The sequence below is a fragment of the Pseudomonas sp. NPDC086112 genome, assembly GCF_044746425.1.
Taxonomy (GTDB): domain Bacteria; phylum Pseudomonadota; class Gammaproteobacteria; order Pseudomonadales; family Pseudomonadaceae; genus Aquipseudomonas.
This window is the reverse complement of record NZ_JBIVCD010000050.1, coordinates 1-13,009: the sequence shown is the minus strand read 5'-3', so window position 1 is coordinate 13,009 and position 13,009 is coordinate 1. Positions and strand designations below refer to the sequence as shown.

Below are 13,009 nucleotides of genomic sequence, written 5' to 3'. Positions count from 1 at the left end.
ACAGCCTGCGCCACAAACGGTACAAAGTGTCACAGGGGCTGTACCGCAAGCGTCACAAACGCTGCCCATTCGTCCGACAAAAAACACGCAAGGCCTTGATTTACCTGACCTGCAAGGCGCTGGCCCGACCTTTGCTCTACGCTTAATGCAGCGCTTTAGCGCGTCCTCCCTTATAAGCACAAAAGCCAAGGAGAAATCACCATGCGTTACGCTCACCCCGGTACTGAAGGCGCTATCGTTTCGTTCAAAAGCAAATACGGTAACTACATCGGCGGCGAGTTCGTCGCGCCTGTCAAAGGTCAGTACTTCACCAATACATCGCCGGTCAACGGCCAACCTATTGCCGAATTCCCGCGTTCCACAGCCGAAGACATCGAAAAGGCCCTGGACGCTGCCCATGCCGCCGCCGATGCCTGGGGCGCCACGTCCGCCCAGGCACGCTCGCTGGTCCTGCTGAAAATCGCCGATCGCATCGAACAGAACCTGGAAGTGCTGGCGATCACCGAATCCTGGGACAACGGCAAGGCCGTTCGCGAAACCCTCAACGCCGACATCCCGCTGGCCGCCGACCATTTCCGCTACTTCGCCGGTTGCATCCGCGCCCAGGAAGGCAGCGCCGCCGAGATCGACGGCAACACCGTGGCCTATCACATCCATGAACCTCTGGGCGTGGTCGGGCAGATCATTCCGTGGAACTTCCCGATCCTGATGGCCGCCTGGAAACTTGCCCCGGCCCTCGCCGCCGGTAACTGCGTGGTCCTTAAACCGGCTGAGCAAACCCCGCTGGGCATCACCGTGCTGATGGAACTGATCGGCGACCTGCTGCCACCCGGCGTGCTCAACGTGGTGCAAGGCTTCGGCAAAGAAGCCGGGGAAGCCCTGGCCACCAGCAAGCGCATCGCCAAGATCGCTTTCACCGGTTCGACCCCGGTCGGCTCGCACATCATGAAATGCGCCGCCGAAAACATCATTCCGTCCACCGTGGAGCTGGGTGGCAAGTCGCCGAACATCTTCTTCGAAGACATCATGAGAGCTGAGCCAAGCTTCATCGAAAAAGCTGCCGAAGGCCTGGTGCTGGCATTCTTCAACCAAGGCGAAGTCTGCACCTGCCCGTCCCGCGCCTTGGTGCAAGAGTCGATCTACGACGAGTTCATGAAAGTGGTCATGAACAAAGTCCTGCAAATCAAACGTGGCGACCCGCTGGACACCGACACCATGGTCGGCGCCCAGGCATCCGAGCAGCAATTCGACAAAATCCTTTCGTACCTGGAAATCGCCAAGGGCGAAGGCGCCGAGTTGTTGACCGGCGGCAAAGTGGAAAAACTCGAGGGCAGCCTGGCGACCGGGTATTACATCCAGCCGACCCTGCTCAAGGGCACCAACAAAATGCGCGTGTTCCAGGAAGAAATCTTTGGCCCGGTGGTGAGCATCACCACCTTCAAGGACGAAGCCGAAGCCCTGGCCATCGCCAACGACACCGAGTTCGGCCTGGGCGCCGGCCTCTGGACCCGCGACATCAACCGCGCCTACCGCATGGGCCGTGCCATCAAGGCCGGTCGCGTATGGACCAACTGCTACCACCTGTACCCGGCTCACGCCGCGTTCGGTGGTTACAAAAAGTCCGGCGTTGGCCGTGAAACCCACAAGATGATGCTCGACCACTATCAGCAGACCAAAAACCTGCTGGTGAGCTACGACATCAATCCGTTGGGCTTCTTCTAAAAACCGGAGGCGATACAGGTAGTTCTGTATCGCCCTTCGAACCGCCTTCGCGAGCAAGCCCGCTCCCACATAGGATTTCCGGCGTGCCCACTATCAGGCACACCACCCCCCCAATGTGGGAGCGGGCTTGCTCGCGAAGGCGCCCTCAATGACACACCAATTATCGCCCTGATGCTCTGGCACGGGCTTTGCGTGCCCGAATTACACGAAAACGCCATACCCGAAAGTCCAACAGATCAAACAATAAAAAAGACAGAGAGGACTTATGACTTCTACTACACAGCTCAAACCCACACTCGGCACCCTGCACCTATGGGGCATTGCCGTCGGCCTGGTGATTTCCGGCGAGTACTTCGGCTGGAGTTACGGCTGGGGCACCGCAGGGACCCTGGGTTTTCTCGTCACCGCCCTGATGGTGGCGACGATGTACACCTGCTTTATCTTCAGTTTCACCGAATTGACCACCGCCATTCCCCACGCTGGCGGGCCGTTTGCCTATAGCCGCCGGGCCTTCGGCGAAAAAGGCGGACTGATCGCCGGCATTGCGACCCTGATCGAATTCGTCTTTGCGCCACCGGCAATTGCCATGGCTATCGGCGCCTACCTCAACGTGCAATACCCGGAACTGGACCCGAAGATCGCCGCTGTTGGTGCCTATTTCGTGTTCATGGGCTTGAATATCCTCGGTGTGAGCATCGCTGCCACGTTCGAATTGGTGGTCACCGTGCTGGCGGTCGCCGAGTTGCTGGTGTTCATGGGCGTGGTCGCACCGGGCTTCAGCTTCAGCAATTTCGTGCTCAATGGTTGGTCGGGTTCCAACGAATTCACCATGGCCTCGATTCCCGGCATCTTTGCGGCAATTCCTTTCGCGATCTGGTTCTTTCTCGCCATCGAAGGCGCCGCCATGGCCGCCGAGGAAGCCAAGGACCCGAAACGCACGATTCCCAGGGCTTACGTCAGTGGCATTCTGACCCTGGTGTTCCTGGCCATCGGCGTCATGGTGATGGCTGGCGGCGTCGGCGACTGGCGCCAACTGTCGAACATCAACGATCCGCTGCCTCAGGCGATGAAAGCCGTGGTCGGCAACAATTCGACCTGGATGCACATGCTGGTCTGGATCGGCCTGTTCGGCCTGGTGGCGAGTTTCCACGGGATCATTCTTGGCTACTCGCGACAGTTCTTCGCCCTGGCTCGCGCCGGTTACCTGCCCAAAGGGCTGGCCAAACTCTCGCGCTTCCAGACGCCGCACAGGGCGATTCTGGCGGGCGGCGTGATCGGTATCGCGGCAATCTACAGCGACGGCCTGGTCAACCTGCAGGGCATGACGCTGACGGCGGCAATGATCACCATGTCGGTATTCGGCGCCATCGTGATGTACATCATCAGTATGCTGAGCCTGTTCAAATTGCGTAAAACCGAGCCGAACCTGGAACGCACCTTCCGCGCACCGGGCTACCCGATCGTACCGGGCATCGCGCTGTTTCTGGCCGTGGTGTGCCTGGTTGCGATGGCGTGGTTCAACACCTTGATCGGGTGTGTGTTCCTCGGGTTCATGGCGGCCGGCTACCTGTATTTCCAACTGACGGCCAAGCAGCGTTCCGATGCACCGGCGGATGCAATGCTCGAAGGTATCTAATTGCACCGGCGCCGGGCGCACGCCCTATTTGGGAGCGCCCCATTCCTGTAGGAGCGAGGCTTGCCCGCGAAGGGCATGATGCGGTCTGACTGATACACCGCGTTATCGTTTTTCGCGGGCAAGCCTCGCTCCTACAGGTCATCAATTAACCAGGAGGACACCATGGCCGTATTTGCCCATACCGTCGGCGCCCAGACCTACCGCTTCGACAGTCTCAAAGACGTCATGGCCAAGGCCAGCCCCGCGCGCTCGGGGGACTTTCTGGCCGGCGTTGCCGCCCTCAACGATGGTGAGCGGGTGGCCGCGCAGATGGCCCTGGCTGACATCCCGCTGACTCACTTCCTGCAGGAAGTACTGATTCCTTACGAGGCCGATGAAGTCACCCGGCTGATCATCGACACTCACGATAAACAGGCTTTTAAAGCGGTCAGCCACCTCACTGTCGGTGGCTTTCGCGATTGGCTGCTCAGCGACGCCGCCGACGAACAGAGCTTGCGTGCCCTCGCCCCGGGCCTGACCCCGGAAATGGCCGCCGCCGTGTCGAAGATCATGCGCGTGCAAGACCTGGTGCTGGTGGCGCAGAAAATCCGCGTGGTCACGAAATTCCGCGGCACTCTGGGCTTGCGCGGCCGGCTCTCGACACGCCTGCAACCCAATCACCCCACCGACGAACCGGCCGGCATCGCCGCGAGCATTCTCGACGGACTGCTGTACGGCAACGGTGACGCGATGATCGGCATCAACCCGGCCACTGACAGCATCGCTTCGATCTGCGCCATGCTGGAAATGCTCGATGCGATCATCCAGCGCTACGAAATTCCTACACAGGCCTGCGTGCTGACCCACGTCACCACCTCCATCGAGGCGGTGAATCGCGGCATTCCGCTGGACCTGGTGTTCCAGTCGATCGCCGGCACTGAAGCGGCCAACGCCAGTTTCGGTATCAACCTAAACGTCTTGCAGGAAGGCTATGACGCGGGCTTGAGCCTGAATCGCGGCACGCTGGGCCAAAATCTGATGTATTTCGAGACCGGCCAGGGCAGCGCCTTGTCAGCCAACGCTCACCACGGCATCGATCAACAGACCTGCGAAACCCGCGCCTACGCCGTGGCACGCCATTTCAAACCGTTTCTGGTGAACACCGTCGTAGGCTTCATCGGCCCCGAATACCTCTACAACGGCAAACAGATCATCCGCGCCGGTCTCGAAGACCACTTCTGCGGCAAGCTGCTGGGCGTGCCCATGGGTTGCGACATCTGTTACACCAATCACGCCGAAGCCGATCAGGACGACATGGACACCCTGCTGACCCTGCTGGGCGTGGCTGGGATCAACTTCATCATGGGCATCCCCGGCTCTGACGACATCATGCTCAATTACCAGACCACGTCGTTCCACGACGCCCTCTACGCCCGCAAAACCCTGGGCCTGAAACCGGCGCCGGAGTTTGAACAGTGGCTGGCGAACATGGGCATCTTTACCCAGGCAGACGGCCAAATTCACTTCGGCGACAACCTGCCGCCGGCCTTCCGCCAAGCCATGGCGCAACTGGGATGAGTATTGAGATGGATAAACCACCTGTCGATCCGCAAAACCCATTGCTGGAACTGCGTCGCCTGACCCCGGCACGTATTGCCCTCGGTCGTACAGGCACCAGTATGCCGACCAGCGCGCAGCTGGATTTTCAGTACGCCCATGCACAGGCCCGGGATGCGGTGCACCTGCCGTTCGACCACAGGGGGCTGAATTCGCAACTGGCCGAGCGTGGGCGTGAGAGTTTGCTGTTGCACAGCGCCGCCACGGACCGGAACAGCTATCTGCAGCGCCCCGATTTGGGGCGCAAGTTGAGTGATGAGTCGGCGCAGACCCTGCGCGACTATGCTCGGAATCATCCTGGCGGGGTGGACTTGGCGGTCGTGGTGGCCGATGGCCTCTCGGCATTGGCCGTTCATCGCCACACCTTACCGTTTCTGGCGCGCATGGAAGAACAGACAGCCGCTGAGGGTTGGTCCCTGTCGCCGGTGATTCTGGTGGAACAGGGCCGAGTTGCAGTGGCCGACGAGATTGGCGAGCTATTAGGCGCGAAAATGGTGGTCATTTTGATCGGCGAACGCCCCGGCTTGAGCTCGCCAGACAGCCTGGGGTTGTATTTCACCTATAATCCCAAAGTCGGACTGACAGACGCCTATCGCAACTGCATCTCGAATGTCCGGCTCGAAGGCTTGAGTTACGGCATGGCGGCACACCGCTTGCTGTATTTAATGCGCGAAGCCTGTCGGCGGCAGTTATCGGGGGTCAGTCTGAAGGACGAAGCCCAGGTTCAGACGCTGGAGTCGGACATTGGTGCAGATATGAAAGGTAATTTCCTACTGAGCCCGTCGGATACCTGAACCGTTTCCGCATTGCGTTTCTATTCAGGTTTCAGGCAGGATCGATGCACGGCCGCCAGGGTTTCCCGTCGCCGTCACCACGTAAGACAGCCACTTGAAGACGAGACCTACCATGCGGATTATTCAAGCGACCCTCGAACACCTCGACCTGCTGACCCCGTTGTTCGTCAAATATCGTGAGTTTTACGGTTCCCTGCCGTATCCGGACTCGTCCCGGGCGTTCCTCGAGAAACGCCTGCGCCGCAAGGAGTCGGTGATCTACCTGGCCCTGGCCGATGACGACAACAACAAACTGATGGGTTTTTGTCAGTTGTACCCCAGCTTTTCGTCTCTTTCGCTTAAACGCGTGTGGATCCTCAACGACATCTACGTCGCCGAAGACGCCCGCCGCCAGTTGGTGGCCGACAACCTGATCCGTACCGCGAAAAAAATGGCCAAGGAAACCAATGCCGTGCGCATGCGCGTTTCCACCAGCAGCAACAACGAAGTCGCGCAGAAAACCTACGAATCCATCGGGTTCAGGGAAGACACCGAGTTCAAGAACTACGTGTTGCCGATCAGTGAGGAGCTGTAAGCACTGGGGCCTTTGTGGCGAGGGGGCTTGCCCCCGTTCGGCGGCGCAGCCGTCGTAAAACCTGAGCATGCGGTGTATCTGAAAAACCGTGACTACCTGGTTTAGGGGTCGCTTCGCAACCCAACGGGGGCAAGCCCCCTCGCCACAAAGATTGTGCAATGCCAACAGACCTATGATCGTTCCATCGACATCCCCCGCTACAAACTCGAGGCGTTTTTCACTTCTCTCCCCGTATAATGCCCATTCTTCCGGCTCGTAAGAAAAATCACACTTAGCTGTAGTCTTACGCTAAGCCATCCGCACAGGCCTGCAGAGTCGGGCCATCACCACAGGTGCTTTCCATGGATTTCAACCCGATCGACCTTATCCTGCATCTCGATGTTTACCTCGACCTGCTGGTAACTAACTACGGGGCATGGATTTACGCCATTCTGTTTCTGGTGATCTTCTGCGAAACCGGTCTGGTGGTGATGCCATTCCTGCCGGGCGATTCCCTGTTGTTCATCGCCGGCGCCGTGGCGGCCGGTGGCGGCATGGACCCGGTGCTGCTGGGCGGCCTGCTGATGCTGGCGGCGATTCTCGGCGACAGCACCAACTACATAATCGGTCGCACCGCCGGCGAAAAGCTGTTCAGCAACCCGAACTCGAAAATATTCCGCCGCGACTATCTGCAACAAACCCACGACTTCTACGACAAGCACGGCGGCAAAACCGTGACCCTGGCGCGTTTCATGCCAATCATCCGCACCTTTGCCCCGTTCGTCGCCGGTGTCGGCAAAATGCCTTACCCGCGTTTCCTTGCCTTCAGTGTTCTCGGAACCATTCTCTGGGTGGGCGGCCTGGTCACCCTCGGTTACTTCTTCGGCAACGTACCGTTCATCAAGAAAAACCTGTCGCTGCTGGTAGTGGGCATCATCCTGCTGTCGCTGCTGCCGATGATCATCAGCGTGATCCGCAGCCGCCTCGGGAATGCCGCGTCCAAAGCCGAACCCCGCTGACTCACGATGTGGTCCCTTAGCGCCTGGCGACGCCGGCGCACCTTGGCCAGGCATCCGATTGCCGACGACATGTGGCAACGGGTGCGCCATCACCTGAGGTTTCTCGATGGCCTCAGCGCAGCCGAAGGCCAGTGGCTGCGGGAAGCCTGCGTGCTGTTCCTGCAAGACAAACACCTGACCGCCCTGCCCGGCGTCGAGCTTCACCAGGAGCAACGCCTGCTGCTCGCCGCCCAGGCCCAATTGCCGCTGCTGCATCTGGGCGATCTGAACTGGTATCAGGGCTTTCACGAAATCATCCTCTACCCCGACGATTTCCTCAGCCCCCAGCGCCATCGCGATGCCAGCGGCGTCGAACACGAATGGGACGGCGAACACAGCGGTGAAGCCTGGCAGCAAGGCCCGATCATCCTCGCCTGGCCCGGCGTAATGGCCAGCGGTGGCTGGGAAGGCTACAACCTGGTGATCCACGAACTCGCGCACAAACTCGACATGCTCAACGGCGACGCCAATGGCCTGCCCCCGCTGCATACCGATATGCGCGTCAGCGACTGGGCCAGAATCATGCAAGAAGCCTATGACGACCTCGACCGGCAACTGGACCGCAACCCGGACACCGAAACCGCCATCGACCCCTACGCAGCGGAAAACCCCGCCGAGTTCTTCGCCGTCACCAGCGAATACTTCTTCAGCGCACCGGACTTGCTGCATGAAGCATATCCACAGGTTTATGAGCAGCTGAAGTTGTTTTATCGGCAGGATCCGCTGGCCCGTCTACGGCAACTTCTGGCTGAAAACCCGGTCTATCAGGCACACGACTAAGGTCTACACGACCTCTGGCGCATGGCAACGGTGGCAGAATATGCCTATAATCGCCGCCACTTTTTGGTCAATCCGGCCAAGTTTTTTTGGTCAACTAACGGGGGCACCGCCCAATGAGCTACAGCAAGATTCCGGCTGGCAAAGACCTGCCGAACGACATCTACGTCGCGATCGAGATACAGGCCAACCACGCGCCGATCAAATACGTACTCGACAAAGAGAGCGATTGCATGTTCGTTGACCGTTTCATGGCCACCCCGATGTTCTACCCGGCCAACTACGGTTACATCCCCAACACCCTGGCCGACGACGGTGACCCCCTCGACGTGCTGGTCGTGACCCCTTACCCGGTTGCCCCAGGCTCGGTAATCCGCGCGCGTCCAGTTGGCATCCTGAACATGACCGACGACGGCGGCGGCGATGCCAAAGTGATCGCGGTTCCACACGACAAGCTGTCCCAGCTGTACGTCGACGTGAAGGAATACACCGATCTGCCTCCGCTGCTGATTCAGCAGATCGAGCACTTCTTCGCGAACTACAAAGATCTCGAAAAAGGCAAATGGGTCAAGATCGAAGGCTGGGCCGGCGCAGATGCCGCCCGCGACGCGATCACCAAGTCGGTTGCTGCCTATAAAGGCTGAGAAGCCGCGGTAAGCTTCTAGCTGCGACGTTTGAAGAAGAACCCCGGTTGATCCGGGGTTTTTTGTGCGCGCTTGCAAAGCCTCTTTTAAACCGGTCGCTTAACGCTTGGGTGCATTGGTTTTTTCTCGTTTAATTTCCACTAAAAGCGCCTTACATCCAGTCTTAAATTTCCCTCGAAATTTGAACGGATCGTTTATTCAAACCCCCGTCCTGCGCCAGTAGACTCGTGTTTATGAAAAAGAACACTAGCGGCCCACGGTTTAAAGCACTCCTTGAAGCAGCGAAAATCACAACCACTGGATTTGCCGCTTTCTTCGACACGGAAGCGCAAAATATCCACAACTGGTACACCCGAGGTGTGCCCGCCTACCGCATGGAAGAGGTCGCCAGACTACTGTCTGTAAACAGCGACTGGCTGAAAACCGGCGAAGGCCCGAAAGAGTCCTCACGCCTGCGCGTACTCGACGAATCCGGCAATACCTTCGACGCCCAGGCCATCCGCGGCATCTACACGGTGATCGAGCCCATCGACGTCGAATTGCCCTTCTATATAGAAACAGCCACCGCCCCGGGCTCCAACAAAACCCACGTCGTCAAAGACCCCAGCCAATCCATCCGCCTGCCTCGCAGCCACCTCGACTCTCTGGAAATCAAGCACGCTGACGCTATCTGTACCCACATGATCGGCAACAGCATGGGCGAAAAGATTGAAGATGGCTCGACGCTTGCGATCGACCGTGGGCTGACGCAGGTTATTGATGGGGAAATTTATGCGATCGAGCATGACGGGATGCTGCGGATCAAATACCTGCACCGGATGCCGGGGAATGCGTTGCGATTGCGCAGCTATAACAAAGCCGAGTATCCAGACGAGATCTTCAGTGCCGAGCAGATCGATAAGCAAAACATCAGGGTATTGGGGTGGGTATTCTGGTGGTCGACGCTCAACAAACGCCGGCCGTCGGTGCCCTTTCTGTAAAGACGCAACCCTGTAGCAGCTGGCGAAGCCTGCGTCCGGCTGCGCAGCGGCCGTATAACTCTTCACCGCGGTGTTTCAGCCATACCGTGAATAATGGATTTACGACTGCTTCGCAGCCGAACGCAGCCTTCGGCAGCTGCTACACCTCTCCGCAATCGCCCTACCCCACACGCCAAGCTGGGAATTCCTCAAAAAAATCAGTATGCTGCGCCCCACATTTGCGCATCGACCCTTCTTCAGGCTCAGATCGCACCGACAAGGCAGATCACTTTCTCGCCAAGTCCCACAGCCGGACGCAAGATCCGGGTGTACGTTTTGAAGGCTGGCGCGGTTTACCAAAAATAAACCAAGCCAGTCCCCGAGAAGCCGGCCACAAGCCGGCTTTTTAATGTCTGAAAATTAATCCCGAATTCACTATGACCGCATTGAACTGCGGCCAACCCACATGTTGCACGATTCAGTCGCAGCCGCACGTGAGGCGACAAGCTGTCCGACAACTGGACGGTGAGCCGAATAGGCGTCATATTCGGCTCACTATATGAGCCGAATAGCATTTTTAATCGGCTCACTCATTCCAAGAGCACCGATTCCATGGCACCTCACTGGATCTGGCAGCAACCTGATTGGCCAAATTTCCAATGGCAAGCCGAGCGTTTGGCGCCACTGTTGCGCGACTGCGTTCAGGCCCAGGGTCGGTTGATGGGGATGGCCAGTTCGGTAGGCAGTTCGTTGAGCGCGCAAAACGAACTGGATGCGTTGTTGCAGAACATCGTGACCTCGTCCGCTATCGAGGGTGAACAGCTTAATGTTGGCTCCGTACGCTCCTCTCTGGCGCGACGGTTGGGGTTGGACCTGGTCAATGGCGATAAGGTGAGCCAGCGCAGTGAGGGCCTTGCGCAATTGATGCTCGATGCCACCCGGCATTTCGCTGAACCACTGACATTGGTTCGATTGCTGGATTGGCATAAATGGCTGTTTCCTGAGCAAGACACTGATCTTGCGGCCCGATCGATCCGTGTCGGAGCCTTGCGCGGCGACGAGCCGATGCAAGTGGTGTCCGGGCGCCTCGACGGGCCGACCGTTCACTTCGAAGCGCCGCCTCGCCTTGGTCTTGAACGACAACTCGAAACCTTCCTGACCTGGTTTGAAGCCAGCCGAAATCAAGTCGGACTCGACCCTTTGCTGAGGGCCGGCGTCGCACATTTCTGGTTTGTGACGTTGCATCCTTTCGACGATGGCAACGGTCGCCTGACGCGAACGATCACTGATCTGGCCCTGGCTCAGGGTGAGGCTCAGGCCATCCGTTTCTACGCCATGTCGGCGAGCATTCTGGATGATCGTTCTGGCTATTACCGAGTGCTGGAAACCAGTCAGAAAGCCACGATGGATATCACCGAATGGCTGGAGTGGTTTCTTCAGACTTTGCTGCGTAGCTTGCAGCAGGCCATGACGCGGATTGAGTCGGTACTGGGCAAGGTGCGTTTCTGGCAGGCACATCGGGAATCCGGACTGTCGACCGAGCAGACCAAAGTACTGAATCGCTTGCTCGATGGTGGGGAACGAGGTTTCGATAACGGCATCAGCGCCGCTCAATATCAGGCAGTGGCAAAGGTTTCCAAAGCCACCGCAACCCGTCATCTGGCCGAACTGCTGGAGAAGGGCTGCCTGAAACGCCTGCCCGGCGGCGGGCGCAGTACTCGATATCAAATCAGCTATCCCGATGACTCTACAGATTAATCATGATCGATACCGCGCAGTGGTGAGGGGCTTGTCGGAACGACGCATCGCCCCGTCCGGCTGCGTAGCAGTCGCAAATTGCTGGATGCGGTATGCCTGAAGAAACGCGGTGTCTGGTTTAGGGGCCGCTCCGCGCCCCAGCGGGAGCAAGCTCCCTCGCCACAGGGTGTGTTTTCACCCGGAAACTGTGGTGTCAAAGGCCCCGCTCATTTGCCCATAACCCCTATGTCTGCTAGTGTCGCGCCGGTTTAACGTCAACCGGAAATAGCCGCCATGGCCCGCAAAAAAGCTGCACTGGATTTCGAACAATCCCTCGCCGACCTGCAAACGCTGGTAGAGCGTCTGGAGAATGGCGAATTGTCGCTGGAAGATTCGCTGACCGCTTTCGAGCAGGGCATCGGGCTGACCCGCGATTGCCAGGCGGCGCTGGCTCAGGCCGAGCAGAAGGTTCAAGTGCTGCTTGAGCGTGATGGTGAGCTGGCCGAGGAACCCTTCGACGCGGATCAGCCAGAATGATTGCGGCATATTCGGCCACCAGCCAGGCTCGCGTTAACGCGGCACTGGAAACCCTGTTCAACGCGCCGAGCCCCGAGCTCGCCCGCCTCTACGAAGCCATGCGCTACAGCGTGATGAACGGTGGCAAGCGCGTGCGCCCATTGCTGGCTTACGCCGCGTGTGAGGCGTTGGGCGGTAAGGCCGAGCAAGCCAATGGCGCGGCCTGCGCGGTGGAGCTGATCCACGCCTATTCGCTGGTGCACGATGATTTACCGGCCATGGACGACGACGATCTGCGTCGCGGCCAGCCGACGACGCATAAAAAATTCGATGAAGCTTGTGCGATCCTCGCCGGTGACGGTTTGCAGAGTCTGGCCTTCAGCGCCCTGCTCGACCCACGCCTTAGCAGTTGCGACGCCGAAACCCGTCTGCAGATGGTCAGCGCCCTGGCGTTGGCAGCCGGTCCGGCGGGCATGGTCGGCGGGCAAGCTATCGATCTCGGTTCGGTGGGTCTGAAGCTCGATCAAAAAGCCCTTGAATACATGCACCGGCACAAGACCGGCGCGTTGATTGAAGTCAGCGTCAAGCTCGGTGCCCTGGCCAGCGGTCATGCCGCGAAGGACGAACTGAAGTCCCTGCAGAGTTATGCACAGGCCATTGGCCTGGCATTTCAGGTCCAGGACGACATTCTCGACGTCGAAAGTGACACCGAAACCCTCGGCAAACGCCAGGGCGCCGACATCGCCCGGGACAAGCCGACCTACCCGGCCCTGCTCGGTCTCGACGCGGCAAAGGCCTATGCCCTGGAACTGCGCGATCAGGCCCTGCACGCGCTGCGACCGTTTGACGCGGCGGCCGAGCCATTGCGCGATCTGGCCCGGTACATCGTCGATCGCCGCAGCTGACGGCGTATCCGCCAAAAAAAACCAACGCGTGGGCAGGGGGCGATGCATCAGGTAAACTGCCGCATCTTTTATACCTATAACGATTCGCCTGATGCCCACGACGTTTCATGAG

At 58.9% G+C, this 13,009-nt stretch carries 12 protein-coding genes; all 12 read left to right on the top strand.

The genetic code is table 11. The features are described from left to right. Window positions 1-201: 201 nt before the first annotated feature. Window positions 202-1,722 (top strand): aldehyde dehydrogenase family protein, encoded by a 1,521-nt coding sequence (locus tag ACIPLA_RS25250; protein WP_218398869.1) that lies wholly within the window; start codon window positions 202-204, stop codon window positions 1,720-1,722. A gap of 265 nt (window positions 1,723-1,987) precedes the next feature. Further along, the gene (gene eat / locus ACIPLA_RS25245; protein ID WP_401176905.1) at window positions 1,988-3,358 is read left to right on the top strand and encodes an ethanolamine permease; all 1,371 of its coding nucleotides are present in this window, start codon (window positions 1,988-1,990) and stop codon (window positions 3,356-3,358) included. Between the two features lie 162 nt (window positions 3,359-3,520). Next, on the top strand, window positions 3,521-4,915 hold the full coding sequence (locus tag ACIPLA_RS25240; RefSeq protein ID WP_063342409.1) for an ethanolamine ammonia-lyase subunit EutB: 1,395 nt from the start codon (window positions 3,521-3,523) through the stop codon (window positions 4,913-4,915). Window positions 4,916-4,923: 8 nt separating this feature from the next. Then, window positions 4,924-5,748 (top strand): ethanolamine ammonia-lyase subunit EutC, encoded by an 825-nt coding sequence (eutC, locus tag ACIPLA_RS25235; RefSeq protein ID WP_218398870.1) that lies wholly within the window; start codon window positions 4,924-4,926, stop codon window positions 5,746-5,748. A gap of 112 nt (window positions 5,749-5,860) precedes the next feature. Beyond that, entirely contained in the window at window positions 5,861-6,322 is a 462-nt protein-coding gene (locus ACIPLA_RS25230) for an N-acetyltransferase (protein ID WP_095633937.1), read from the top strand. Between the two features lie 341 nt (window positions 6,323-6,663). Then, a complete protein-coding gene (locus tag ACIPLA_RS25225; RefSeq protein ID WP_218398871.1) occupies window positions 6,664-7,320 on the top strand; it encodes a DedA family protein in 657 nt (218 codons plus the stop codon). Between the two features lie 6 nt (window positions 7,321-7,326). Beyond that, window positions 7,327-8,139 carry a zinc-dependent peptidase gene (locus ACIPLA_RS25220; protein ID WP_401176900.1) on the top strand — a complete coding sequence of 271 codons (813 nt, stop codon included), beginning with the start codon at window positions 7,327-7,329 and terminating at the stop codon, window positions 8,137-8,139. Between the two features lie 113 nt (window positions 8,140-8,252). Beyond that, window positions 8,253-8,780: an inorganic diphosphatase gene (gene ppa, locus ACIPLA_RS25215; protein ID WP_401176897.1), complete on the top strand. Its 528-nt coding sequence runs from the start codon at window positions 8,253-8,255 to the stop codon at window positions 8,778-8,780. Between the two features lie 233 nt (window positions 8,781-9,013). Then, window positions 9,014-9,760, top strand: coding sequence for a S24 family peptidase (locus tag ACIPLA_RS25210; RefSeq protein WP_218398873.1), 747 nt, complete (start codon window positions 9,014-9,016; stop codon window positions 9,758-9,760). A gap of 591 nt (window positions 9,761-10,351) precedes the next feature. Next, complete coding sequence (locus ACIPLA_RS25205) at window positions 10,352-11,497, top strand: Fic family protein (protein ID WP_401176892.1); 1,146 nt, start codon at window positions 10,352-10,354, stop codon at window positions 11,495-11,497. Between the two features lie 273 nt (window positions 11,498-11,770). Then, window positions 11,771-12,013, top strand: coding sequence for an exodeoxyribonuclease VII small subunit (locus tag ACIPLA_RS25200; RefSeq protein ID WP_007894317.1), 243 nt, complete (start codon window positions 11,771-11,773; stop codon window positions 12,011-12,013). After that, window positions 12,010-12,897, top strand: a complete 888-nt coding sequence (gene ispA, locus ACIPLA_RS25195) for a (2E,6E)-farnesyl diphosphate synthase (RefSeq protein WP_305424958.1) — start codon at window positions 12,010-12,012, stop codon at window positions 12,895-12,897. Before ACIPLA_RS25200 ends, ispA begins: the two co-directional genes overlap by 4 nt. The last annotated feature ends 112 nt before the right edge of the window (window positions 12,898-13,009 follow it).

Excerpts from the sequence above, each read along its gene's own strand:
- ACIPLA_RS25250 (WP_218398869.1), top strand. The coding sequence starts at position 202 with ATGCGTTACGCTCACCCCGGTACTGAAGGCGCTATCGTTTCGTTCAAA.
- eat (WP_401176905.1), top strand. The coding sequence starts at position 1,988 with ATGACTTCTACTACACAGCTCAAACCCACACTCGGCACCCTGCACCTA.
- ACIPLA_RS25240 (WP_063342409.1), top strand. The coding sequence starts at position 3,521 with ATGGCCGTATTTGCCCATACCGTCGGCGCCCAGACCTACCGCTTCGAC.
- eutC (WP_218398870.1), top strand. The coding sequence starts at position 4,924 with ATGGATAAACCACCTGTCGATCCGCAAAACCCATTGCTGGAACTGCGT.
- ACIPLA_RS25230 (WP_095633937.1), top strand. The coding sequence starts at position 5,861 with ATGCGGATTATTCAAGCGACCCTCGAACACCTCGACCTGCTGACCCCG.
- ACIPLA_RS25225 (WP_218398871.1), top strand. The coding sequence starts at position 6,664 with ATGGATTTCAACCCGATCGACCTTATCCTGCATCTCGATGTTTACCTC.
- ACIPLA_RS25220 (WP_401176900.1), top strand. The coding sequence starts at position 7,327 with ATGTGGTCCCTTAGCGCCTGGCGACGCCGGCGCACCTTGGCCAGGCAT.
- ppa (WP_401176897.1), top strand. The coding sequence starts at position 8,253 with ATGAGCTACAGCAAGATTCCGGCTGGCAAAGACCTGCCGAACGACATC.
- ACIPLA_RS25210 (WP_218398873.1), top strand. The coding sequence starts at position 9,014 with ATGAAAAAGAACACTAGCGGCCCACGGTTTAAAGCACTCCTTGAAGCA.
- ACIPLA_RS25205 (WP_401176892.1), top strand. The coding sequence starts at position 10,352 with ATGGCACCTCACTGGATCTGGCAGCAACCTGATTGGCCAAATTTCCAA.
- ACIPLA_RS25200 (WP_007894317.1), top strand. The coding sequence starts at position 11,771 with ATGGCCCGCAAAAAAGCTGCACTGGATTTCGAACAATCCCTCGCCGAC.
- ispA (WP_305424958.1), top strand. The coding sequence starts at position 12,010 with ATGATTGCGGCATATTCGGCCACCAGCCAGGCTCGCGTTAACGCGGCA.